This is a genomic window from Aminobacter sp. NyZ550 (assembly GCF_025628925.2).
In the GTDB taxonomy this organism is placed as follows: domain Bacteria; phylum Pseudomonadota; class Alphaproteobacteria; order Rhizobiales; family Rhizobiaceae; genus Aminobacter; species Aminobacter ciceronei.
In genome coordinates, this window is record NZ_CP114190.1 from 642,772 (window position 1) to 665,672 (window position 22,901).

The window sequence follows — 22,901 nt, forward strand, 5'->3', positions numbered from 1 at the left end:
TCATGCGGCGCAACAGTGCCGCATGCCTGCCACCGCACGCAGCAATGAAAGACACCGCAATGCACAGCACGGAAAAATCCGCCACCAACCTCGCAACCACGCTGGAAGACCACCTGAATGCAGAGATGGAGCGCAGCAAGATCCCTGGGCTTGGCGTGGCCATCGTCCGCGACGGGCAGGTCCTGCATATCGGCGGCTATGGCCTGGCCGATGTCGAGCACAACGTGCAAGCATCATCAGACAGCATCTTCCACTCGGGCTCGACCGGCAAGATGTTCACCGCCGCCGCCGTGCTGCTTCTGGTTCAGCAGGGGCGTCTCAAGCTCGACGATCCGGTCAGGCGCTACCTGATCGAGACGCCGGAGAGCTGGGCCGCGATGACGATCCGCCAGCTGCTGACGATGATGAGTGGCCTCGGCAATTTCGGCGATGCCTTTGCGCCGGCGCCGATCGAAGGGAACGTCGTGCCACTCAATCTCTGGCAGGACCACAACGACGCGCAGCTGCTGGCACTGGCCAGCCTGTCGCCTCTGGCCTTCGCTCCCGGCGAAAGCTACCGCTACTCCAACACCAGCTACATCGTGGCATCGCTGATCGTCACCCGCGTCAGCGGCAAGCCCTATTACACACTGCTGCGCGAACAGCTGTTTGCGCCTGCTGGCATGGCGAGCGCCCGCGACGCCAGCTGGTCCGACATTGTGCCCAACCGCTCGGCAGGCTACAGCCGCGAAAATGGCGAGCTGCGCAACCGGCTTTGGACGGCGCCGACGCTGCTGCGCACCGGCGATGGCGGCCTGTTCTTCTCGCCGCGAGACATCGCGCGCTGGTTCATCGAGCTAGACCGGCCGCAGGTCTTCCGCCCCGATATCGTCGCCAAGATGTTCGAGCCAGCGCTGATGCGCGACGGCCGCCCTGCCATTAACGGCTATGCGCTCGGCTGGCAGAATTCCGACGTGCGCGGCCAGCGCAAGATCAGGCATGGCGGCACCTGGTACGGCTTCCGCACCGAGCTCGCGCGCTTTCCGGCGCAGAATCTGTCGGTCGCCGTGCTCGCCAACGTCGACGACGCCCAGGTCGCACGCATCGCACAGCAGATTGCCGGCATCGTCGACGCCGCCCTGGCGCCATACGAACCGATCGCCGACGCCACGCCGGACCGCACCAAGGCTGACGACGGCCTGATCAGGATGATCGCCGCGCGTCAGGCCCCGCGCGATGCCTTCACCGACGAAGCCTGGCAGCTATGGAACGATCACTGGTTGGAACAGGTCATCGTCGAGAGCGAATCCGACCTCGGCCCGGCGCCGCTCGAACTCGTCGACGACGACGGCCGTGGCCAGCGGCGCTACCGCCTGCCGACCGGGCGCTATCACATGCACTGGACCGTCGACCGGCAGGCGGACGGCTGCGTCAGCGCGATGCGCTTTCACATGGAATGATCCCCGGGGATCAGCCGGCGTCGCCTCGCGTCCAGTAGGCCGAGGCGATCGTCTGGTCTCGGCCCAGCGACAGATCGCTGCGCCAGTGGTCGCGCACCCGTTTTGCCGCTGCGGCTTCCGCCGCAAACCAGCCGAAGCCTGTTACCTGCTCCGGCCAGGCAACCGACATGACCGCATCGGCGAGGGCGGTGCTCTCGCCGCCTGCTACACCGTTGCGGTACAGCCACTTCACCTCGACCGCGGTCAGATTGTCGATCTGCTGGCGTTCGCCCTCGTCAGCGACTTCGATGAAGGCGATGCCGCGCGTCGTTGCCGGCAGGCTCTCCAGCATCCGCCCGACCGCCGGCAGGCCGGTTTCGTCGGCACCCATGACAAACCAGTCGGCCGGCCTGAGCGGACGCCCGACCGGCCCCAAAATGCCGACCTTGTCACCCTCGCGCGCTGCCGATGCCCAGTTGGAACCGACGCTCTCGCCTTCGTGGATCAAGAAATCGACGTCGAAATGCCCGCCGGCCACTTCCAGCCGGCGGATGGTGTAGACCCGCGATGGTGGGCGCCTGTTTTCGTCGGGCCAAGACACAAGGCCGTTGTTGCCACGCACCGGCCAGACCGGATTCGGCACACTGGCCGTCGGAAACAGCATGCGGATGTGCAGACCGCCAAACGAGGCGAAGCGTTCGAGATTGGGCGCCTTGAGCCGGATGCGCTTCATATGCGGCGTCAGGTCGATCACGTTGACGACGGTCGCCAGGCGGAACTGCTCCAGCTCGCCTTGGCCCGATAGGTCGCCCTGCCAAACGATCTGCGGCTGGCTCTCTCTGGCGTAGAACTCCACCGACGTCGCCATCAAATCCTTGAGCCGGGCCAGGCCGTCGGGATGCGATGACCTGGCCCGCATGATCAGCGCTCCCTTGGGCATCACCAACGAGGCTTCGCCAAAGAGGAAGCGGAAATTGACGGCATCGCCCTCTGCGCTTGCGCTCGCGTCAAAGCTCTCCAGCCGATCGCGGATCTTCTCCAGTTGATCGGGCGAAAGTTGCAGCTGCAGTTGGGCGCGGGATTGAAGGTCGGTCATGTCAGTTCGCTTCCGGTTCGTGTCGCTTCCACCCCCAGGTCGTCCACCTGGCAAATTGCTGGCTGAATGTGCGGGGCCGCACCGAGCTGGCTCGACGGGTACTGTCCGCGTCATGGGCTTGAATATTTAAACTTGAATATGATAGTCAAGTTAAATCGTTGCCGCAGCCTCAGGACAGGACCGACGACATGGACCGTGTAGAGCCCTTCAGCTTACTGGCAGACGCGCAGACCTTGCTCCGGTCGCGCGCCATTGCTCGCGCGGCCCTGCTTTGCCTGCTGCTCGCTGCACTCACCACGCTGGCGCATGCCGGCACGGTCATCGATTCGACTGGACAGATGGTCAGCGTCACCGGCGGCCGAACGCCAGGATCTCTACTCATCCAGTTGATGAGTGACGGTTTTGGCCGACCGACGGCGGAGCAGGTGTTTCCGTCCCGGCGTTGAGCACCGCGCCTAAGGCAGCGAATCGGGCGCTGGTCGCGCTCGACGGCGCCCGGATGGCCGGCTGCGGTCCATGCACGACGGACGCGCTACCCAACTGGCCGGCACGCTCAATCCGGATGAAATGGCTGCGCCGACAAACCGAGCGGATGCGGACTAACTCGTGATGTGACGAAGGAAAACTGCTTGGTCAGGACAACGTAGCGGCCTGCTGGCCACTGTCTCTAACGTGCTGACTTGGTGAAGGAATTTGGTGGAGCCAAGCGGGATCGAACCGCTGACCTCCTGCATGCCATGCAGGCGCTCTCCCAGCTGAGCTATGGCCCCACACCGGCCTTGGCCGGGCGCCGTTTCCGGCGAAGGTCGGCGCGAATTTGTCGTCCGCGCCGGTGTTGTTGGGCGGCTTCTAGCGCCGCATTCGACCATTGGCAAGCCTTGATCGAAACCTTTTTTCGGTTTCCCGAAAAGCCGTGTCAGATCTCGTCGTCGTCGTCGCCGACGCCGATCATGTCGGAGACGTCGTCGTCTTCCTCTTCCTCGTCGGCGAGGAACGTGTCGTCGTCATCGTCGCCCAGGTCGACATCATCGTCGTCCAGATCCGGCAGGTCGTCGCCGCCCTTGGCCTCGTCGTCGGCGTCCTCCAGGGACACGACCTCTGCGCCTTCATCCTCGGCGTCGAGCTCCTTGGCGTCGGCTTCCTCTTCCTCTTCCATGATGGCGGCGATCTTGCCATCGTCGAAGTAGGAGCGCGGATAGGCCTTGCCGGTGTAGGGCGAGACGATCGGGTCCTTGTTCAGATCATAGAATTTACGTCCCGTTTCCGGGTCGACACGTTTGGTGCCAAGTTCGGGTTTTGCCACGTCAGGCCTCGTCTTGTCGCTTTTTGGACCCCTTAGCCGCAGTTTGGGGCGCTGTCAAAGCCAAATCCCCCGGCAGGGGCGATGGGGGATGACCGTTGCGGCAATCGATGCTACGACACCGCCGCAATCATTGGGAAAGCCCGGTTTCGCGGGGCGTCCCGCACGAGGAACCACCATGTCGCATCAAGCTGTGCCGCAGCCGGCCATCGCCCGGAAGTCGAAATCCCTGTCTGGAACCGCCCGCGTTCCTGGCGACAAGTCGATTTCGCACCGCTCCTTCATGTTTGGCGGCCTGGCTTCCGGCGAAACCCGCATCACCGGCCTGCTCGAGGGCGAGGACGTGATGCGCACCGGCGACGCGATGAAGGCAATGGGCGCCCATATCGAGAAGCATGGCGACGAATGGGTCATCAAGGGCACCGGCAACGGCGCGCTCCTGCAGGCCGAGGCGCCGCTCGACTTCGGCAATGCCGGCACCGGCTCGCGCCTGACCATGGGCCTCGTCGGCACCTATGACATGGAAACCACCTTCATTGGCGATGCCTCGCTGTCGGGCCGGCCGATGGGCCGCGTGCTCGATCCGTTGCGCCAGATGGGCGTCCAGGTGCTGAACGCTTCGCCCGGCGACCGCATGCCGCTGACGCTGCGCGGCCCGCGGCAGGCAGCGCCGATCAGCTATCGGGTGCCGATGGCCTCGGCCCAGGTCAAGTCGGCCGTGCTGCTCGCCGGCCTCAACACGCCCGGCATCACCACCGTCATCGAGCCGGTGATGACCCGCGACCACACCGAAAAGATGCTCAAGGGCTTCGGCGCCAACATCGAAGTCCAGACCGACGAGCAGGGCGTCCGCCACATCTTCATCGAAGGCCAGGGCAAGCTCACAGGCCAGATCATCGCAGTGCCGGGCGACCCGTCTTCGGCAGGTTTCCCGCTGGTCGCGGCGCTGATCGTGCCGGGCTCCGACATCACCATCGAAAACGTGCTGATGAACCCGACCCGCACCGGCCTGATCACCACGCTGATCGAGATGGGCGGGTCGATCGAGATCCTCAACCGCCGCAATGCCGGCGGCGAGGACGTCGCCGATTTGCGCGTCCGCGGCTCCGAGCTCAAGGGCGTCAAGGTCCCGGCCGAACGCGCGCCGTCGATGATCGACGAATACCCGGTCCTCGCCGTCGCCGCCTGCTTCGCCGAGGGCGAAACGCTGATGCAGGGGCTGGAAGAGCTGCGCGTCAAGGAATCCGACCGTCTGGCCGCCGTTGCCCGCGGCCTCGAAGCCAATGGCGCCGACTGCAGCGAAGGCGAGACCACGCTGTCCGTCCGCGGCGTGCCCGGCGGCAAGGGCCTCGGCGGCGGTACCGTCAAGACCCATCTCGACCACCGTATCGCCATGAGCTTCCTGGTCATGGGCCTGGCTGCCGAAAAGCCCGTCACCATCGACGACCAGGCGATGATCGCCACCAGTTTCCCGGAATTCATGGGCCTGATGGCCGATCTGGGTGCAGAGATCGAATAAGCCCCTTAAGTTCGGCAGGACCAACGAGGAGCGAGCCTATGTCTGACAAAGTAGCAATGATCGTCGGCGGCGGCAGCGGCATGGGTGCCGCGGCGGCGCGCAAGCTGGCAGCCGACGGCTATTCGGTCGCCGTCCTGTCGTCCTCCGGCAAGGGCGAGGCCTTGGCCAAGGAGCTCGGCGGGCTCGGCTTCACCGGGTCCAACCAGTCGAACGACGACCTCAAGCGCTTCGTCGACCTGACGATGGAAAAGTGGGGCCGCATCGACGTGCTGGTCAACGGCGCAGGCCACGGCCCGCGGGCGCCGCTGCTGGAGATCACCGACGAGCAGTGGCACACCGGCATCGACGTCTATTTCATGAATGTCGTGCGCGCGACGCGCCTCGTTGCGCCTGTCATGGTTGCCCAGAAGGGCGGCGCCATCGTCAACATCTCGACCGCCTGGGTCGGCGAACCGGCGGCGATGTTCCCGACGTCGGCCGTGGCACGCGCCGGTCTTGCAGCCTACACCAAGCTCTTCGCCGACCAGTACGCCCCGCACAATGTCCGCATGAACAATGTGCTGCCGGGCTGGATCGACAGCCTGCCGCAGACCGACGAGCGCCGCGACGGCGTGCCGATGCAGCGCTACGGCACCTCCCAGGAGATCGCCGCGACGATTGCCTTCCTTGCCTCGGAGGGCGCCGCCTACATCACCGGGCAGAGCCTGAAGGTCGATGGCGGCCTGATGCGCGGCGTCTGACCAGGGATCTCGCCAGGACATGCCTGCTTCGATCACCATCGCCATCGACGGCCCGGCTGGCGCCGGCAAAGGTACGCTCGCCCGCCGGCTCGCCGACTACTACCACCTGGCGCTGCTCGACACCGGGCTGACCTATCGCGCCGTCGCCCACATGCTGATCGAAAAGGGCTGGCCGCTCGACGACGTGGCGCATGCCATCGAGGCGGCGAAGCTCGTCGATCTCGGCCATCTCGACCGCAAGGTGCTGTCGGCGCATGCGGTCGGCGAGGCGGCATCAAAGGTCGCCGTCATCCCCGAGGTGCGCAAGATCCTGGTCGACAAGCAGCGTGACTTCGCACGCGCGCCGCAAGGTGCGGTGCTCGACGGCCGCGACATCGGCACGGTCGTCTGCCCGGATGCCGACGTGAAGCTTTATGTCACGGCCAGCGCCGAGGTCCGCGCCCAGCGCCGGCTGGCCGAGATCGAGGCCAATGGCGGCAGCGCCGATTTCACCGGGATTCTCGCTGATATCGTCCGCCGTGACGAGCGCGACACCGGCCGCGCCGGCTCCCCGCTCAGGCCCGCCGACGACGCGCACTTGCTCGATACGTCAGAAATGGATATAGAAGCCGCGTTTTCCGCAGCCAGGGATATCGTTGATCGGGCCCTTGGCAGCTGAGAACAGGCTGAAATCCTCGGATTTCGCCACTTAACCGACCTGTCCGCATTTTTCTTGCGCCGATTTGCCGCTTCAGGCGGCCAAGGGCTTATTGCCCGGGATGTTGGCAGGCCAACGCAACGCTAACCCACGGCGCCGCTCCCGCAAGCCGGGACGCACCAGGAGATCCAATGTCACAAGCTAATCCCTCCCGCGACGATTTCGCGAGCCTGCTCGAAGAGTCCTTCTCGGACGGTCATTCGGGCGAAGGCCAGGTCGTCAAGGGCATCGTCACGGCCATCGAAAAAGACATGGCCATCATCGACGTCGGCCTGAAGGTCGAAGGTCGCGTTCCGCTGAAGGAATTCGGCGCCAAGGCCAAGGACGGCTCGCTCAAGGTCGGCGACACCGTCGAGGTTTATGTCGAGCGCATCGAAAACGCGCTTGGCGAAGCCATGCTGTCGCGCGACAAGGCTCGCCGCGAAGAGAGCTGGGTCAAGCTCGAAGAGAAGTTCACCAAGGGTGAGCGCGTCGAAGGCGTCATCTTCAACCAGGTCAAGGGCGGCTTCACCGTCGATCTGGACGGCGCCGTTGCCTTCCTGCCGCGTTCGCAGGTCGACATCCGTCCGATCCGCGACGTCACCCCGCTCATGCACAACCCGCAGCCCTTCGAGATCCTCAAGATGGATCGCCGTCGTGGCAACATCGTCGTGTCGCGCCGCACCGTTCTCGAAGAGAGCCGTGCAGAGCAGCGCTCCGAGATCGTCCAGAACCTTGAAGAGGGTCAGGTTGTCGAGGGCGTGGTCAAGAACATCACCGACTACGGTGCGTTCGTTGACCTCGGCGGCATCGACGGCCTGCTGCACGTCACCGACATGGCCTGGCGCCGCGTCAACCATCCGACCGAAATCCTCAACATCGGTCAGACGGTCAAGGTGCAGATCATCCGCATCAACCAGGAAACCCACCGCATCTCGCTCGGCATGAAGCAGCTCGAGTCGGATCCGTGGTCGGACATCGGCACCAAGTTCCCGATCGGCAAGAAGATCACCGGCACCGTCACGAACATCACCGACTACGGTGCGTTCGTCGAGCTCGAGCCGGGCATCGAAGGCCTCATCCACGTTTCGGAAATGTCGTGGACCAAGAAGAACGTGCACCCCGGCAAGATCCTGTCGACCACCCAGCAGGTCGACGTGGTCGTGCTCGAAGTGGATCCGGCCAAGCGCCGCATCTCGCTCGGCCTCAAGCAGACGCTCGAGAATCCGTGGGAAGCTTTCGCCCGTAACCACCCGGTCGGCACCGAAGTCGAAGGCGAAGTCAAGAACAAGACCGAATTCGGCCTGTTCATCGGTCTCGACGGCGACGTCGACGGCATGGTGCACCTGTCCGACCTCGACTGGAACCGTCCGGGCGAGCAGGTCATCGAAGAGTACAACCGTGGCGACATGGTCAAGGCTCAGGTTCTCGACGTCGACATCGAGAAGGAGCGCATCTCGCTCGGCATCAAGCAGCTCGGCAAGGACGCCGTCGGTGAAGCTTCGACCTCTGGCGAACTGCGCAAGAACGCCGTCGTCACCTGCGAAGTGATCGCGATCAAGGATGGTGGCCTCGAAGTCCGTCTTGTCGAGAGCGGCATCGAGACCTTCATCAAGCGCGCCGACCTGTCGCGCGACCGTGACGAGCAGCGCCCTGAGCGCTTCGTCGTCGGCCAGAAGGTTGACGCCCGCGTCATCGCTTTCGACAAGAAGACCCGCAAGCTGCAGGTCTCGATCAAGGCGCTGGAAATCGCCGAAGAGAAGGAAGCAGTCGCTCAGTACGGCTCGACCGACTCCGGCGCTTCGCTCGGCGACATCCTCGGCGCAGCCCTGAAGAACCGCAACAACTGAGCCAACAGCTCATTGTCGTGAACTGAATGACCCCGCCGGAGCGATCCGGTGGGGTTTTTCTTTGTCTGATTGTCGTCGCCGGCCAGAAGTGATGCCGGAATGCTTCACGGCTCATCCGAATGCTTCCCGGCCGGGCATGATCGGCTTGTCCAAGGTTGCCGCGACAGGGAATTGCTGCGCATTAATCGCAGACTTGCCGCCCGCGTTCAGAGCCTGCCCATGCCCAGTTTGCGTTTTCTGACCGTCTTTTTCGTGTTGCTGGTCCTCTCAGGCTGCGGCGGCCGGGCCGTGCTTGGGCTCAATGACGGCAAGCAGGGCGAATCCGCTTCCGTCGTCCAGATCTATGTCTCGACAATGCGCGCCCGCTCGAATGACCTGTCGTTGCCCTATTCGGCGGAACGCGCCAAGCAGCTCAACTTCGCAAAGTTCGAGATCGGCATCCCAAGGACCCATGTCGCCGGCGAGGTCGAAAGCACGAGCCGCACGCCGAGCCCGGAACGCAATTTCATCGCCCGCACCTTCCAGCCCTATGACGACAAGACGCAGTTCGTCGCCGCCCTCGACGCCGACCTGATGCGACGTCCCGAGGCCGAGCGCGAGATCTTCATCTTCGTGCACGGCTACAACAACAACTTCGCCGACAGCATCTTCCGCAACACCCAGATCGTCCACGACTACAAGGTCAAGGCGGTGGCGTTGCATTACGCCTGGCCGTCGGCCGGGTCGCTGCCGCTCTATGTCTACGACCGCGACAGCGCCGCATACAGCCGCGACGGCCTTGCCGACACCATCGAGATCGCCGCCCGCACCAAGGCCAAGCGCATCGTGCTCGTCGGCCACTCGATGGGCAGCTATGTGGTGATGGAGGCGCTGCGCAGCCTGTCGCTGAGCGGCCGCGGCAAATACATCAACCGCATCAACGGCCTGGTGCTTGCGGCACCCGATATCGACATCGACGTCTTCCAGAGCCAGCTGCGCGATATTGACGACCTGCCCGACCCGTTCATGATCCTGGTTTCGAAGCGCGACAAGGCGCTCAACCTGTCGGGCGGGCTAACTGGCGGCCATCCACGCGTCGGCAGCGGCGCCGACGTCGCAGCCCTCCAGGCCGAGAACATAACCGTGCTCGACACCTCCAACCTCGACGGCGGCAGCCATGGCGTCTTCGCCAGTTCGCCGACGCTGATGGCGTTGACGACCTCGGGCGGACTGATGAACGACGTCACCGACAGGGGCGAGGGCGCGCCGGCCGAGACGATCCTGGCCGACGGCGGCCAGGTCATCAAGGGCGCTGCTTCGCTGGTCATCTACCTGCCGGCCAAACTGCTTGGCGTACCCAATGGCGGCCTGCTGACACAGTAGGCGCGGCCACCATTCTGCTCGCGGCCTGACTTCGTTGCAGGCGATTGTGCCTACGCGCGGCCGTAGATCTCTGCCACCGTGCCGCTGGTGACCTGATTGGCCGGCGATGCCAGCTGCGCGATCGTAACAGCAGCCGCTTCGAGGCTGACCCATTTGGCGAAATCCGCCTTGGGCATCGCATCGCGATTGGCCTTGGTGTCGAGCGTCGACGGCGCCACGGCGTTGACCAGGATGTCGGCGCCCTTCAACTCCTCGGCCAGCGCCAGGGTCAGCGCCGCAACAGCTGCCTTGCTCACCGCATAAGCGGCCATGCCGCCGCCCTTGCGCGGCTCGATGCCGGCGCGGGCCGAAACGTTGACGATGCGCCCGCCAGCCTGGCCCGCAATCATTGCGCGCGCCGCCGCACGGCAGCACAGGAAGGCGGTCTTGGCGTTGATGTCCATCATCTGGTCGAACTGGGTCGGATCGACCTTGTCGATGGAGGCCATGTCGAAGCCACCGGCGGAATGGAGCGAAGCCCACAGGCCCGGAATGGCGTCGTAGAAAGCATCCACGGCTTTGGCGTCGGTCAAGTCGACGCTGGTGGCGACATGGACGCGATCATGACCGGCAAACTCGAACCCGTCAGGAGCCTTGGCCCGGCTGATCGGCAAGTGGCAGATGGCGCCCTCGGCCAGCAGGTGCCTGGCAACCGCTGCCCCCAGCGCACCGGTCGCGCCGGTAACCACCACATGCCGGCCTTCGAAATTCTTAGTCATGATCAACTCCCGTAGTGGGCCGCGACGCAGCCTATTCTACGGTGACTTCTATCAGACAGGGTTTTCCCGTCGAGCGGGCCTTCTTGAGCGCCACACCCAGCAGGTCGACACTCTGCAATCGCTCCGCCTCAAGCCCATAGGCCTGCGCGATCAGCACGAAATCCGGCGGCACCGGCGACACGCCAACGGGTTCGACCCCAGCGTCGAGCATCGAGGTCTCGATCTCGCGATAACCGCGGTTGTTCCAGACGACGAAGATGACGGGTGCTGCCGCATCGAGCGCAGCACCCAGCTCCGGCAGAGTGAACTGGAATCCGCCATCGCCGCTGAGACAGACGACTGGCGCATCGGGGACGGCAAGGGCTGCGCCGATCGCCGCCGGCGGCCCGAAGCCGAGTGCGCCATAGCCCGTCGCGGCGTTGAACCAACCGCCCGGCCGGTCATGGTCGTAATAGAGATTGGCGGCATAGACCGGCTGGGTGGAATCGCCGACGATCATCGCGCCCGGCAAGGCGTCGCGGATCACTTCAACGGCCTTGACCTGCGCCTGCATCGCCGGACCGATCTCCGTCCAGGCGCTTTCCCGCGCTGCCCGGGCGCGCGCCGCACCATCGGCCTTGCGCGCGTCGCCGACATCGTCCCCTATCCTCGCCAGCGCTGCCGCCGCATCGGCCCGGATCGAAACCGGTGCCGGGCGCCGTCCCAGCTGCATCTCGTCTATGTCGATGCGGATCAGCTTCTCCGGCATCACGAAGCCGCCGTCGCCATACATGTCGTAGTCGGTCGGGCCGAATTCGGTGCCGACGGCGATCACAAGATCGGCGTCGGCCATCAGCGCGCGCACAGCCTTGAGGCTCGGGCTTGCCGGCACGTTGAGCTCGTGCCCGTGCATCAGCCCGCGTCCATTGGCCGTGGTCACAACAGGCGCATCGAGCCTTGCCGCCAGGGCCGCAAGTTCGGCTCCGGCCCGCCGCGCCCCGCCGCCGGCAAGGATCAGCGGCCGTTTCGCGGCACTGATCAGCGGCCTGGCCTCGGCGATGACGCGTTCGCCCGGAACATGCGCGGCGCCACGCTTCGGCAACTGCCGCAAACCGTCCGCCGGCAAGGCCATGACATCGAGCGGAATCTCGATATGCACCGGCCCCGGGCGCCGCGTCGCAAAGATCTCGAAGGCCTTGCCAATCGCACCGGGCAGTTCGGCCGCCTCGGTCACCCGCCGCGACGACAGCGCCACCTTCTCCATCATGCCACGCTGGTCGGGCAGCTCATGCAGGAAGCCCAGCCCCTTGCCGAGCGAGCCAAGCGCGTTGACGCCAGAGATGACCAGCATGGGCACAGAATCGGCGCGTGCCTGGGCCATGGCGGTGATGGTGTTGGTCAGGCCGGGGCCGGTGATGACAAAGGCGACGCCCGGGCGGCCCGAAGCACGGGCATAACCGTCGGCCATGAAACCGGCGCCCTGCTCGTGGCGCGGTGTGACGTGGCGAATGCTTGAGCGCGCCAGCCCGCGATAGAGTTCGATCGTGTGCACACCGGGAATGCCGAACACCGTGTCGACGCCATGCGCCTCCAGAAGCCCGATGAGCGCTTCGCCGATCGTCGTCATGCCACGTCTCCCTGTCGCAAGCTCAATCCCAGCATCGCCTCGACCGAGCCGATGCCGATCTCCGCCAGTTCGCCGCTGGCAAACATGTCGCCGGCGAGACAACCCTCCACCCACAAACCATCGATGATCGCATTGATGGCGATGGCGTGACGGCGCAATTCGCCTTCGCTCGCCTTCCGGCCGACATCGGCCAGCACCTTGGCCACCAGCGCCTCGACCTCGTCACGGAAGCCGAGATAGCCGGCCCTGTGCGCCACGCCCAATGCCGGGTCGGAGCCGGCCCGGCCGATGAAGCTCGCCCACAAAGAGAATGTCCTGGCGTCGATGACCGGCGGCACCAGGCTGGCACCGACGAAGGCGGCGAGCCTCAGCCTCGGTTCCTCCTCGACGGTCGCAAGCGCTGTCTTGGCGAGTTCGGTCATGCGTCCCATGATCGTCGCATAGGCTGCCTGCAGCAGCTCTTCCTTGCCCGGGAAATAGTGCCTGATCAGGCCTGCGGTGACGCCGGCGCGCAGAGCAATCGCCCTGACGGTGGCACCCTGCAGGCCGTTTTCGGCGACGCAATCCAGCGTCGCCTCGATCAGGTCCTGCCGCCGGCGCTCCTCGCCTTCGCGGCGGAATTTTCTCCGCGCAGCGACTGCCATGCCCACCTTCGCGTCTTGAGAAAAATCGCCGAAGCCGGCTTTTCGCAATATTTATACACTTGCATAACAACGTCGCAAGTGCCGTAATGGGCCGCATAAGAAGCGGGAAATGGCGCCGTTGACGCCGCAAGGCAGAAGGGTCCACTCTCCCCGCCCAGGGGAACATCGCGACGCGACCATGAGCAGCCGATTGCCAGCTGACGTGACAACGTTCATACGCCGGGGCCATCGCTGATGGTTGCGGTCGATGCAGCCAAGCACCCTGCCCCGACCGACGGCCTCGCCGCCGAAGCCATCCATGTCGAGAACCTGCACAAGAAGTTCGGCCAGTTGCATGTGCTGAAGGGCGTGTCGCTGTCGGCCCGCGATGGCGAGGTGGTGGCGATCATCGGCGGCTCGGGCTCCGGCAAGTCGACGCTGCTGCGCTGCATCAACTGCCTGGAAAACCCGACCAGCGGCATTATCCGGGTCAATGGCGAGGAGATCCGCCTCAAGCCCAATGGTTTTGGCGACAGCATCCCCGCCGACCGCCGTCAGATCGAGCGCATCCGCTCGCGCCTCGGCATGGTGTTCCAGAGCTTCAATTTGTGGAGCCACATGACGCTCCTGGAAAACGTCATCGAGGTGCCGGTGCATGTGCTCGGCATCAAGCGCATGGACGCCATTGCAGAAGCCGAGCGGCTGCTCGCCCGTGTCGGCCTCGCCGAGAAACGCGACGTCTATCCGGCCTATCTCTCCGGCGGCCAGCAACAACGCGCGGCGATTGCGCGCGCGCTCGCTGTGCAGCCGCGCGTCATGCTTTTCGACGAGCCGACCTCGGCGCTCGATCCCGAACTGGTCGGCGAAGTGCTCAAGGTCATCGGCGACCTCGCCCGCGAGGGCCGCACCATGGTGCTGGTCACCCACGAGATGAAGTTCGCCCGCGAGGTGGCGACGCATGTGATCTATCTCTTCAACGGGCAGGTCGAGGAGGAAGGGCCGCCCGAACAGATTTTCGGCGCGCCGAAGTCGGAACGCCTAAAGCAATTCATCCGCAGCATTGGCTAGCGTAGTCCCCGATGGCACGGACCATGCGCAAAACCCAGACGAGCGGACGAAATCAAGGGAACGTCAAAACAAACGATAACGGGAGTGACAGCATGAAATCTCTGCTTGCAACTGTGGCCCTGGCCTTGGTTCTCGGCGCCGGAAGCGCCAGCGCCCAGTCGATCAAGGTCGGCATGGCGCCCGAACCCTACCCGCCCTTCGCCTCGCCCGACGCTTCCGGCAAATGGGGCGGCTGGGAAATGGACATGATCGAGGCGCTCTGCGCCGAAGCCAAGCTCCAGTGCGAGGTCACCATGACCGCCTGGGACGGCCTCATCCCGGCGCTCAACTCCAAGAAGATCGACGCCATCATCAACTCGATGTCGATCACCGACGAGCGCAAGAAGTCGATCGACTTCTCCGACAAATACTACAACACCCCGACCGGCATCATCGGCTCCAAGGACGCCAAGTTCGACGCCACGCCGGAAGGGCTGAAAGGCAAGATCATCGGCGTCCAGGTATCGACCGTGCACGAGGCCTACGCCAAGAAGCACTTCGGTTCCACCGCTGCCGAGATCAAGATCTACCAGACCCAGGACGAGGCCCAGGCCGACCTTGCGGCTGGCCGCATCGATGCAGTGCAGGCGGATTCGCTCTCGCTCAACACCTACCTCGCCACCGATGCCGGCAAGGCCTGCTGCGACATGAAGGGCGACGTCGCCGAAGACCTCGAAGTGCTCGGACCGGGCGTCGGCGTCGGCCTGCGCCAGGGCGACACCGAGCTGAAGGACAAGTTCAACGCCGCCATCAAGGGCATCCGCGACAACGGCAAATACGCCGAGATCACCAAGAAGTATTTCGACTTCGACATCTACGGCAAGTGAGCGGGCCGGCGCAGGGTGCCTTGGTCTGCCGCCATGATGTTTGCGATCCAAGCCCCTCTCCGCCTCGCTTCGCTCGGCACCTCTCCCCCACTTGCTGGGGGCGAGGAACCGAGCGTCTGCAAGGTCGCGCCAAACTTCCTGGACAGGCGCCACCTTTCCCTTACGAAGTGGAAAAAGGTGGCGCGGACGGTGAGGGTGACTTTTGACGACCTCGTGTGCGAAGGACCACTGACATCGAGCATCTGCTGAACCCGCTGCTGCAAACGAGCGCCGTCGAGCTGCTTGCGATCTCGCCGCCCGGCTGGGGCGCCAACCTGTTGCGCGGGCTCACCAATTCGATCCAGATCGCGGTTGGCGCCTTCGGGCTTGGCCTCGCCATCGGCATCGCGGGCGCCTGGGGCAAGCTCTATGGCAGTCCTGTCGTGCGCGACCTGATGGAGATCTACACCACCTTCGTGCGTGCCGTGCCGGAGCTGGTGCTGATCCTGCTGCTCTATTATGCCGGCACCGACCTCATCAACCGGGCGCTCGAACAGTTCGGCTACGCCACCGTCGACATCTCCGGTCTCGCCGCCGGCATCGGCGTGCTCGGCATCGTCCAGGGCGCCTACGCCACAGAGGTCATCCGCGGCGCCATTCTGGCCATACCGCAGGGCCAGATCGAGGCGGCGCGCGCTTATGGCATGCCGCCGGGCAAGATGCTGCGCCGCATCACCCTGCCGGCGATGTTGCCCTTCGCCATTCCCGGCCTCGCCAATCTCTGGCTGATCGCCACCAAGGACACGGCCCTGCTCGCCGTCGTCGGCTTCAACGAGCTGACCCAGGAAACACGCCAAGCCGGCGCCACCACCAAGGCCTATTTCACCTTCTTCGTCGCAGCCGGCGTGCTCTACCTGCTGTTGACCCTGTTCTCCAACGTCATCATCGGCCGGATCGAGCGCTGGGCGCGGCGCGGCATGCCGCCGATCGCCGAGACCGGCCGATGAGCGCAACCACGCCCTTTGCAGCAGTGTCTGCTGCCCGCTCCGAGTGGCTGCAGCCGCACCGCATCGTGCTCATCGCCATCGCTGCAGCACTGGTGCTCTCGGCTGCCATCTTCATGCGCTGGGACTGGCTGCCCAAATATTACGACCTGGCGCTGCTCGGCATCTGGCGCACCATCTGGATCCTCGCCGTCACCGTGACGCTCGGCTTCATGCTTGCCGTGCCGCTCGGGCTCGCCCAGGCCGCAGGTCCGTTCTGGCTGGCCTGGCCGGCTAAGGCGTTCTGCACTGTCATCCGCGGCACGCCGCTGCTGCTGCAGCTCTGGCTGCTCTATTACGGCCTCGGCTCGCTGTTCCCGCAATATCCGTGGATCAGGCAATCCGAACTCTGGCCGATCCTGAGGCAGGCCTGGCCCTACGCCGTCGTTGCGCTGACGCTGTCTTATGCCGCCTATGAAGGCGAGGTGATGCGCGGGGCGTTCGCCGGCGTGCCGAGGGGGCAACTCGAAGCAGCGCGCGCCTTCGGCATGAGCCCGTGGAAGCGCTTCCGCCGCATCTGGCTGCCGCAGGCGATCCATCGCGCCTTGCCGACGTTGGCCGGCGAAACCGTGCTGCAGCTCAAGGCAACGCCGCTCGTCGCCACAATCACCGTCATCGACATCTACGCGGTCGCCTCGCGCGTCCGCCAGGACACCTTCATCGTCTACGAGCCGCTGTTGCTGCTCGCCCTCATCTATCTGATCATCACCGGCATCCTCGTCTTCGGCTTCCGCAAGCTGGAGGCGAAGATTCCGTCCAGACTGGGATGACGCCCGTGCCGCAGACAAAGACAGAGACCGTCACGCTCAACCTCGAAGAAGCCCGTAACTTGTGCATCGCCGCAGCCATCGGCGCCGGCGCCTCCGAGGAAACGGCGATCTCGATCGCGCTTGCCGCCGTTGCCGCAGAGGCCGACGGCCAGGCGAGCGTCGGGCTGTCGCATTATGTCGACTATCTCGAGGCGCTCGAGGCCGGGCGCATCGACGGCAAGGCCGAGCCCGTGGTCAGCCGGCCGGCGCTGGCGATCTACCTGTCCGACGGCCAGGGTGGTGCGGCGCATACCGGCTTCGACCGAAACTTCCAAGAGATCGCCAAGGCAGCCCGGCTGTTCGGCGTCACCGTATTCTCGCAGAAGAATGCCTACACCTGCGGCTCGCTCGGCTATTTCACCGGCCGCCTCGCCGAAGCCGGTCTCGTCGCGCTGGCCGCCACCAACGGACCGGCGCTCGTCGCCGGCTCAGGCTCGACCAAGCCGGTCTACTGCACCAACCCGATCTCGCTTGCAGCACCCGCCGCCGACGGCCCACCCCTTGTCATCGACCAGTCGTCCAGCGCCACCGCCTTCGTCAATGTCCGCAAGGCGGCTGAAACAGGCGAGGCGATCCCCGAGGGCTGGGCCCTCGACGCCAAGGGCAAGCCGACGACAGACGCAAAAAAGGCGATGAAAGGCGTGCTGCTCGCCTTCGGCGGCGCGCGCGGCGCCAATGTCGCACTGATGGTCGAGGTGCTTGCGGCCGGCGTCTCGGGCGCCAACTGGTCGATCGACGCGCCTTCCATATCGGAAGGCCACCAGACGCCAGGCACCGGGCTGTTCATCGTGGCGCTCGACCCGAAATTGTTCGATCCCGGCTTCGAAACGCGCATGCGCGAACAGCTCGACCGGCTGTCCAGCCAGTACCACGTCCACATCCCCGGCCCGGCAAAAGCTGTGGCGCGGGCCCGCTCAGAGGCCGGGGGGATCGCAATCCCTGCGGCCCTGCACGCCCGTATCAGCGAGTTTGCCGCGCGGCAGGCAGAGTGAGCCTAGGCGTTTTCGGCCCCACTTCATTACCTGACCGTTGGGAGCGCGAAGCCTGAACCGTAGCGGCGGTTTCACCGTCGCGGCAAGGATCCCCGGGTTTCCGCACTCCTTCGCTCCTGCTCCACCCGAGGATGACGAAGACATGGGCCTCGACGCTCGTCGTCGACGTCGGAGGCTCGCGGAGAGCTTCCAGCTCCTGTTCCTGCGTTGCCCTGCATTGAGAACACCCGCCAAAAAGCCAACCTCCAAGCCTGCCAACCACTGACGTCGGCGATTGGCCGCAAGCCTCAATGCCTTCGTCATCCTCGGGCGGAGCAGGAGCGAAGCGACGTGCGGAAACCCGGGGCTCCATGCCGTGACGCCTCCAATAACCTGGCGGTTCAGAACCCCAACCCGACGGACCAAAAACCACCCACGAAACCCTCGCGAAAATAATTCGAACTCGCTTTGAACCTTTCCCGCTGACGCTGCGACCCAGTCATGTCCAGGGCGAGGTGAGCTCGCCAGATCAACCGGGGGGAACCCAAACCGAAAGATCGTTCCGACGTGGAAACCAGAGCGTTTCCGCGACCCCGAAACGCAACCTCGAAAAGGGAAAAAGACAATGAAGACCAAGATCACCATCCTGACCGCCGTCCTGCTGCTTGCCGGCGCCATCGGCAGCGCCAATGCCGCCAGCTTCTCGGCCGGCCCGGGCGGCGGCGACCGTCCGTCGGGTCCGAGCGACATTTCCGACGCCCCCGGCGGCAACGGCCCTTCGGGCCCCGGCGACATCTCCGACGCCCCCGACAATGACAAGCCGTCCGGCCCGAGCGGCAAGGCTTCGTCGGGTAATGGCGGCGCGACCGAAGACAAGTACTGCAAGAACGGCTCCAGCAAGTTCCCGGACTGCAACACCAAGTTCATCCAGGACTGCAAGGCCGCAGGTGGCAACATGTCGGGTCAGCAGGGTTGGGGTGGCAAGACCTGCCGGGAACCCTCCTGATGCCTCGGGCATGATCGAGAAGTCTGGAACCGGCTTTGGGATCATGCCTCGCGAAGGCTGCGGCCTCGCCAGACATCGGCCACCCGATTGCTGCCATCCGGAGAACCCCGCCTCGCGCGGGGTTTTCTGCATCGGCGCTATCTGCAACGAAAGCCTGCAACGAAAAGCCCCGCTCGACGGCGGGGCTCTGCGCGGGAAAATCGCCCGCGGCGCGTTGCGAAAGACGGTTCAGTGGCGGGAGAGCCAGCTGTCGATGTCCTTTTCGGCCTCTTCCTGGGCCTTGCCATAACGGGCCTGCAGCTTGCCGGCGAGTTCCTTGCGCTTGCCCTTGATGACATCGAGATCATCGTCGGTCAGCTTGCCCCATTGGCTCTGCACCTTGCCCTTGAACTGCTCCCAATTGCCTTCGATCTGGTTCCAATTCATCGCGATTTCTCCTTCGGGGATTGATCTGGATTGGCACGACAGGTCCGCCGCACTGAGGGGTCAACGCCTCGGTCAGCGCAGGGTTCCGACATTATTTGAAGTTGACTTTGTCAATCATCTTTATATCAAACCTTGTTGACTTGACCGTGACCCGGCCATCGCGGCGTTGCTGCATGGCAATATTCTAATCGTGCATAGCCCCGCAATCGGAGACATGTCCTTGACCCTGACGACCGAAAATTCCGGCCGCCGACTGTTCATCCCCGCGCTCCGCGGCCTTTATTCGAACCTCCACGATTCAGCCGAAACCGTTCTGCGCGTCGTCGCCGGCGCAGCGCTGGTCACCCACGGCCTCGGCAAGATCTCCGATCCGTTCGGCGCTGCCGGCATGGTCGAAGGCCTCGGCTTCTACCCCGGCGCCTTCTGGTCGCTGCTTCTGTCCTGCACCGAGTTCTTCGGCGGCATCCTGATCGCCATCGGCCTGTTCACGCGCCCGGCCTCCTTCGCCGCCATGTTCGTGCTCCTGGTCACCGTCTGGTTCCACTGGGTCACGATGAGCCAGGGCTACCAGGGCGCCGAGAAGTCGATCATCTGGGCGGCGATCTTCCTGTTCTTCGTCATTCGCGGCGGCAACCGCCACTCGGTCGACGCACGCCTGGGCCGCGAGTTCTAGTTTGTGACCCGCATGGTCGGTTCCGGAAAACCGGATTTCGATCCTGCCTCGAAACCCTGCCTCCCAAGGCAAGCCGCATGCCCGCGCCAGATCGGCGCGGGCCGCTCCGTGCAGTCGCTCGATGATTGCCTTTTTCGCGAAACGGGCTAAGAAACGCTACATCTTCTGCCCCTTTTGGCGACCGGAGCCAGCGATGACTGAAATTCTGCAGACCCCGCAACTCGTGACCGTTTTCGGCGGGTCCGGCTTCCTCGGCCGCCATGTCGTGCGGGCGCTGGCCAAGCGCGGGTATCTCGTGCGCGTCGCCTGCCGTCGGCCCGACCTCGCCTTCCACCTGCAGCCGCTCGGCAATGTCGGCCAGATCCAGCCGGTGCAGGCCAATCTGCGCGTGCGCTGGTCGGTCGACCGCGCCGTCCAGGGCGCCTCGCACGTCGTCAACCTCGTCGGCATCCTGCATGAAGGCGGACGCCAGCGTTTCTCGACGGTACAGGAATTCGGCGCCCGCGCCGTCGCCGAGGCGGCGCGCGCCGTCGGCGCCACGCTGACCCATGTCTCGGCCCTTGGCGCCGACGCCAATTCGCCCTCGCTCTACGCCCAGACCAAGGCGCGCGGCGAAAAGGCCGTCCAGGACACGCTGCCAAACGCGGTGATCTACCGCCCGTCGATCGTCTTCGGCCCCGAGGACCAGTTCTTCAACCGTTTCGCCAATATGGCGCGTTTCTCGCCGGTGCTACCGCTTATCGGTGGAGGCGAAACCCGCTTCCAGCCGATCTATGTCGGCGACGTTGCCGAAGCGGTCGCGCGCGCCGTCGACGGCAAGGTCAAGGGCGGCTCGATCTATGAGATCGGCGGCCCGCAGGTGCTAAGCTTCAAGCAGTGCATGGAAGAGATGCTCGAGGTCATCGACCGCAAGCGCACGCTGGTGCCGGTGCCGTGGTCGATCGCCAACCTGCAGGCCTCGATCCTCGGCATGCTGCCCAATCCGCTGCTGACCAAGGACCAAGTCATTTTGCTGCGCTCCGACAATGTCGTGTCGAAGACAGCCCTCGACGAAGGCCGCACCATCGCAGCCACGGGCATCGCCCCCAAGTCGACAGCATCGATCCTGCCGAGCTACCTCTGGCGCTACCGCGCCGCCGGCCAGTTCACGCGCCGGACAGAAGCCTGACCGGCTGAGGGCGCATGGACGCCCTCGCCTTGCTCCTGCCTGAGGGACTCGACCCGCTCATCGGGATTGTTCTCATCGTCGCCAGCGCCTTCACCTCGGCGCTGACCGCCGCTTTCGGTGTCGGCGGCGGCATCGCCATGCTGACGCTGATGGGCCTGTTCGTGCCGGTGGCCGCGCTTATCCCCGTCCATGGCGCGGTGCAGCTCGGCTCCAACAGCGGCCGCGCCTGGCACCAACGCGCCAATGTGCGCATGGACGTCGCCGCCCCCTTCATTGTCGGCTCGATCGTCGGTGCCGTCATCGGCGCCTTCGTCGTCATCCAGCTGCCCGACGCCTGGCTCAAGCTGGTGCTCGGCGCCTTCGTCATCGCCATCACCTGGACCAAGGTTCCCGGCATCGACAAACTGACTCGCACCGGGCTTGCGATCGGCAGCGTCATCGTCGCTTTGATCGGCATGCTCGTCGGCGCCACCGGGCCGCTGGTCTCGGTGCTGTTCGCGCAGTTCTTCGCCAATGACCGCAAGGCGCTCGTCGCCACCCATGCCGCCGGCATGGTTGCCCAGCATGGGCTCAAGATCATCGTTTTCGGCCTCGCCGGCTTTGCCTTCGGGGACTGGCTGCCGCTGATCGGCGCAATGATCGTCTCGGGCTATCTCGGTACCGTCTACGGCACCAAGCTGCTCGAACGCATGCCGGAAGAGAGCTTCCGCAAATGGTTCAAGATCGCCATCACCGTGCTGGCGCTGGACCTGCTCAGGCGTGGACTGACGACCCTCGCCTGAGGCCCAACCCGTCCAATCACAGGTTGCAACCTTTTCGGAGCCGCACCGTTATCATTGCAGGCTACCTGAATTTGCCTGGACGCAAGAGCCTGCAGTGGTGTGCGGAGGGTGCCATGGAAGAGGACAATTTCGGCAGGGATATAGCCTTCGGCGCGGTTGTGAGCGGTGCCGTGTGGGTTGTGGTGATCGTCGTCGTCTTTGCAATTTTCTAACGGCGCAATTTTCTAACGGCGCGATTTCCTGACGGACGGCTCACCCTGAACAGACAGCCTCGGGGCCATCAGCCCCAGACCATCAGTGCGATCAGCCCGGCGCCGCCGACCAGCAGGCGCCACCAGCCAAACAGCGCGTAACCGTTGCGGGAGACATAGTCGAGCAGGTGCCGCACCACGATCAGCGCGGTGATGAAGGCGGCAAGAAAGCCGACCGAAATCACCGGCAAGTCAGCTGCCGATAGGATGTCCCGGTTCTTGTAGAGGTCGTAGGCAAAGGCGCCGGCCATTGTCGGCATCGCCAGAAAGAACGAGAACTCGGCCGCCGCGCGCTTCTCCACGCCCATCAGCAACGAGCCGACGATGGTGGCGCCAGAGCGCGAGGTGCCGGGGATCATCGCCAGGCACTGGAACAGGCCGATCTTGAGATAGACCGACAGCGGGAAATTGGTGACGTCGCCATAGCGCGGCTTGAGGTCGAGCCTGTCGAGGAACAACAGCACCAGGCCGCCGAGGATCAGCATGACACAGATCAGCTGCGGCGATTCGAACAGCACCGTCTTGATGAAATCATGCGCCAGGGCACCGATCACGGCCGCCGGCAGGAAGGCGATCAGGATGCCTGCGACGAAACGCTGCGTCTTCGGGTCCGACGGCAAGGTGACCAGCATCTGCCACAGCTTGGTCGCGTAAACCGACAGGATCGCCAGGATAGCACCGAGCTGGATCAGGATCTCGAAAGTCTTGCCGGTCGAGTTGAAACCGAGGAAATGGCCGGCAAGCAGGATATGGCCGGTCGAGGACACGGGGATGAATTCCGTCAGGCCCTCGAGCAGCCCGAGCAGCAAAGCATTGATGATTGTTTGGCTATCCATTCCCATCCCCGCGAGGCGTTCATGCGCGATTGCTTGTCATGCGGCGGAACTCACCCTATAGGTCGGGTCGCCCGA

Annotated in this window: 23 protein-coding genes and 1 tRNA gene; 16 read left to right on the forward strand and 8 right to left on the reverse strand. The window is 64.7% G+C overall.

The annotated features are described in order from the left end of the window. Positions 1-59: 59 nt before the first annotated feature. Positions 60-1,439: a serine hydrolase domain-containing protein gene (locus N7E70_RS03115; protein ID WP_263005521.1), complete on the forward strand. Its 1,380-nt coding sequence runs from the start codon at positions 60-62 to the stop codon at positions 1,437-1,439. A 10-nt stretch (positions 1,440-1,449) separates the two neighbouring features. On the opposite strand, the gene N7E70_RS03120 is transcribed toward N7E70_RS03115, so the two are convergent. Next, positions 1,450-2,514: a siderophore-interacting protein gene (locus tag N7E70_RS03120; RefSeq protein WP_263005522.1), complete on the reverse strand. Its 1,065-nt coding sequence runs from the start codon at positions 2,512-2,514 to the stop codon at positions 1,450-1,452. A 188-nt stretch (positions 2,515-2,702) separates the two neighbouring features. Between N7E70_RS03120 and N7E70_RS03125 the strand changes: the two genes are divergently transcribed. Continuing rightward, on the forward strand, positions 2,703-2,960 hold the full coding sequence (locus N7E70_RS03125; protein ID WP_263005523.1) for a hypothetical protein: 258 nt from the start codon (positions 2,703-2,705) through the stop codon (positions 2,958-2,960). A 248-nt stretch (positions 2,961-3,208) separates the two neighbouring features. Here N7E70_RS03125 and N7E70_RS03130 read toward each other — a convergent pair. Then, positions 3,209-3,284, reverse strand: a tRNA-Ala gene (locus N7E70_RS03130). Between the two features lie 146 nt (positions 3,285-3,430). Next, positions 3,431-3,817 (reverse strand): TIGR02300 family protein, encoded by a 387-nt coding sequence (locus N7E70_RS03135; protein ID WP_067955590.1) that lies wholly within the window; start codon positions 3,815-3,817, stop codon positions 3,431-3,433. Positions 3,818-3,992: 175 nt separating this feature from the next. Between N7E70_RS03135 and aroA the strand changes: the two genes are divergently transcribed. From aroA to N7E70_RS03160, 5 genes are all read left to right on the forward strand, one after another. Next, positions 3,993-5,333 (forward strand): 3-phosphoshikimate 1-carboxyvinyltransferase, encoded by a 1,341-nt coding sequence (gene aroA, locus N7E70_RS03140; RefSeq protein ID WP_067955592.1) that lies wholly within the window; start codon positions 3,993-3,995, stop codon positions 5,331-5,333. Between the two features lie 38 nt (positions 5,334-5,371). Then, a complete protein-coding gene (locus N7E70_RS03145; RefSeq protein WP_067955594.1) occupies positions 5,372-6,073 on the forward strand; it encodes an SDR family oxidoreductase in 702 nt (233 codons plus the stop codon). A gap of 19 nt (positions 6,074-6,092) precedes the next feature. Next, the gene (gene cmk / locus N7E70_RS03150) at positions 6,093-6,731 is read left to right on the forward strand and encodes a (d)CMP kinase (protein WP_263005524.1); all 639 of its coding nucleotides are present in this window, start codon (positions 6,093-6,095) and stop codon (positions 6,729-6,731) included. 170 nt (positions 6,732-6,901) lie between these two features. Then, positions 6,902-8,599 carry a 30S ribosomal protein S1 gene (gene rpsA / locus N7E70_RS03155; RefSeq protein ID WP_067955598.1) on the forward strand — a complete coding sequence of 566 codons (1,698 nt, stop codon included), beginning with the start codon at positions 6,902-6,904 and terminating at the stop codon, positions 8,597-8,599. A 219-nt stretch (positions 8,600-8,818) separates the two neighbouring features. Next, positions 8,819-9,961, forward strand: a complete 1,143-nt coding sequence (locus N7E70_RS03160; RefSeq protein ID WP_182574492.1) for an alpha/beta hydrolase — start codon at positions 8,819-8,821, stop codon at positions 9,959-9,961. A gap of 50 nt (positions 9,962-10,011) precedes the next feature. On the opposite strand, the gene N7E70_RS03165 is transcribed toward N7E70_RS03160, so the two are convergent. From N7E70_RS03165 to N7E70_RS03175, 3 genes are read right to left on the reverse strand one after another with little or no spacing between them, the layout of a single operon-like run. Continuing rightward, on the reverse strand, positions 10,012-10,719 hold the full coding sequence (locus N7E70_RS03165; protein ID WP_067955601.1) for an SDR family NAD(P)-dependent oxidoreductase: 708 nt from the start codon (positions 10,717-10,719) through the stop codon (positions 10,012-10,014). Positions 10,720-10,750: 31 nt separating this feature from the next. Next, on the reverse strand, positions 10,751-12,325 hold the full coding sequence (locus N7E70_RS03170; RefSeq protein WP_263005525.1) for a 5-guanidino-2-oxopentanoate decarboxylase: 1,575 nt from the start codon (positions 12,323-12,325) through the stop codon (positions 10,751-10,753). Next, complete coding sequence (locus tag N7E70_RS03175; protein WP_067955605.1) at positions 12,322-12,969, reverse strand: TetR family transcriptional regulator C-terminal domain-containing protein; 648 nt, start codon at positions 12,967-12,969, stop codon at positions 12,322-12,324. The genes N7E70_RS03170 and N7E70_RS03175 overlap by 4 nt, the downstream gene beginning before the upstream one ends. A gap of 234 nt (positions 12,970-13,203) precedes the next feature. On the opposite strand from N7E70_RS03175, the gene N7E70_RS03180 reads away from it, so the two are divergent. The 6 genes from N7E70_RS03180 to N7E70_RS03205 all read left to right on the forward strand — a co-directional run bounded on the left by N7E70_RS03180 (position 13,204) and on the right by N7E70_RS03205 (position 18,690). Next, a complete protein-coding gene (locus tag N7E70_RS03180; RefSeq protein WP_067955607.1) occupies positions 13,204-14,016 on the forward strand; it encodes an ABC transporter ATP-binding protein in 813 nt (270 codons plus the stop codon). Positions 14,017-14,108: 92 nt separating this feature from the next. Continuing rightward, a complete protein-coding gene (locus tag N7E70_RS03185; RefSeq protein ID WP_067955609.1) occupies positions 14,109-14,882 on the forward strand; it encodes a transporter substrate-binding domain-containing protein in 774 nt (257 codons plus the stop codon). Between the two features lie 257 nt (positions 14,883-15,139). Next, positions 15,140-15,868: an ABC transporter permease gene (locus N7E70_RS03190; RefSeq protein WP_154385284.1), complete on the forward strand. Its 729-nt coding sequence runs from the start codon at positions 15,140-15,142 to the stop codon at positions 15,866-15,868. After that, positions 15,865-16,674: an ABC transporter permease gene (locus N7E70_RS03195; protein ID WP_067955611.1), complete on the forward strand. Its 810-nt coding sequence runs from the start codon at positions 15,865-15,867 to the stop codon at positions 16,672-16,674. Before N7E70_RS03190 ends, N7E70_RS03195 begins: the two co-directional genes overlap by 4 nt. A gap of 5 nt (positions 16,675-16,679) precedes the next feature. Further along, positions 16,680-17,705, forward strand: a complete 1,026-nt coding sequence (locus tag N7E70_RS03200) for an Ldh family oxidoreductase (protein WP_192312697.1) — start codon at positions 16,680-16,682, stop codon at positions 17,703-17,705. 604 nt (positions 17,706-18,309) lie between these two features. After that, positions 18,310-18,690, forward strand: coding sequence for a hypothetical protein (locus N7E70_RS03205; RefSeq protein ID WP_067955616.1), 381 nt, complete (start codon positions 18,310-18,312; stop codon positions 18,688-18,690). 228 nt (positions 18,691-18,918) lie between these two features. Here N7E70_RS03205 and N7E70_RS03210 read toward each other — a convergent pair whose 3' ends face one another. Continuing rightward, positions 18,919-19,116 (reverse strand): CsbD family protein, encoded by a 198-nt coding sequence (locus tag N7E70_RS03210; protein WP_067955618.1) that lies wholly within the window; start codon positions 19,114-19,116, stop codon positions 18,919-18,921. A gap of 214 nt (positions 19,117-19,330) precedes the next feature. Here N7E70_RS03210 and N7E70_RS03215 point away from each other — a divergent pair, with 214 nt between their 5' ends. From N7E70_RS03215 to N7E70_RS03225, 3 genes are all read left to right on the forward strand, one after another. Continuing rightward, positions 19,331-19,789 (forward strand): DoxX family protein, encoded by a 459-nt coding sequence (locus tag N7E70_RS03215; RefSeq protein ID WP_182574488.1) that lies wholly within the window; start codon positions 19,331-19,333, stop codon positions 19,787-19,789. Between the two features lie 193 nt (positions 19,790-19,982). After that, positions 19,983-20,957: a complex I NDUFA9 subunit family protein gene (locus N7E70_RS03220; protein ID WP_269441441.1), complete on the forward strand. Its 975-nt coding sequence runs from the start codon at positions 19,983-19,985 to the stop codon at positions 20,955-20,957. A gap of 14 nt (positions 20,958-20,971) precedes the next feature. After that, the gene (locus N7E70_RS03225; RefSeq protein WP_182574487.1) at positions 20,972-21,739 is read left to right on the forward strand and encodes a sulfite exporter TauE/SafE family protein; all 768 of its coding nucleotides are present in this window, start codon (positions 20,972-20,974) and stop codon (positions 21,737-21,739) included. Positions 21,740-22,019: 280 nt separating this feature from the next. Here N7E70_RS03225 and N7E70_RS03230 read toward each other — a convergent pair whose 3' ends face one another. Then, positions 22,020-22,826 (reverse strand): undecaprenyl-diphosphate phosphatase, encoded by an 807-nt coding sequence (locus tag N7E70_RS03230; RefSeq protein WP_067955625.1) that lies wholly within the window; start codon positions 22,824-22,826, stop codon positions 22,020-22,022. Positions 22,827-22,901: the final 75 nt, after the last annotated feature.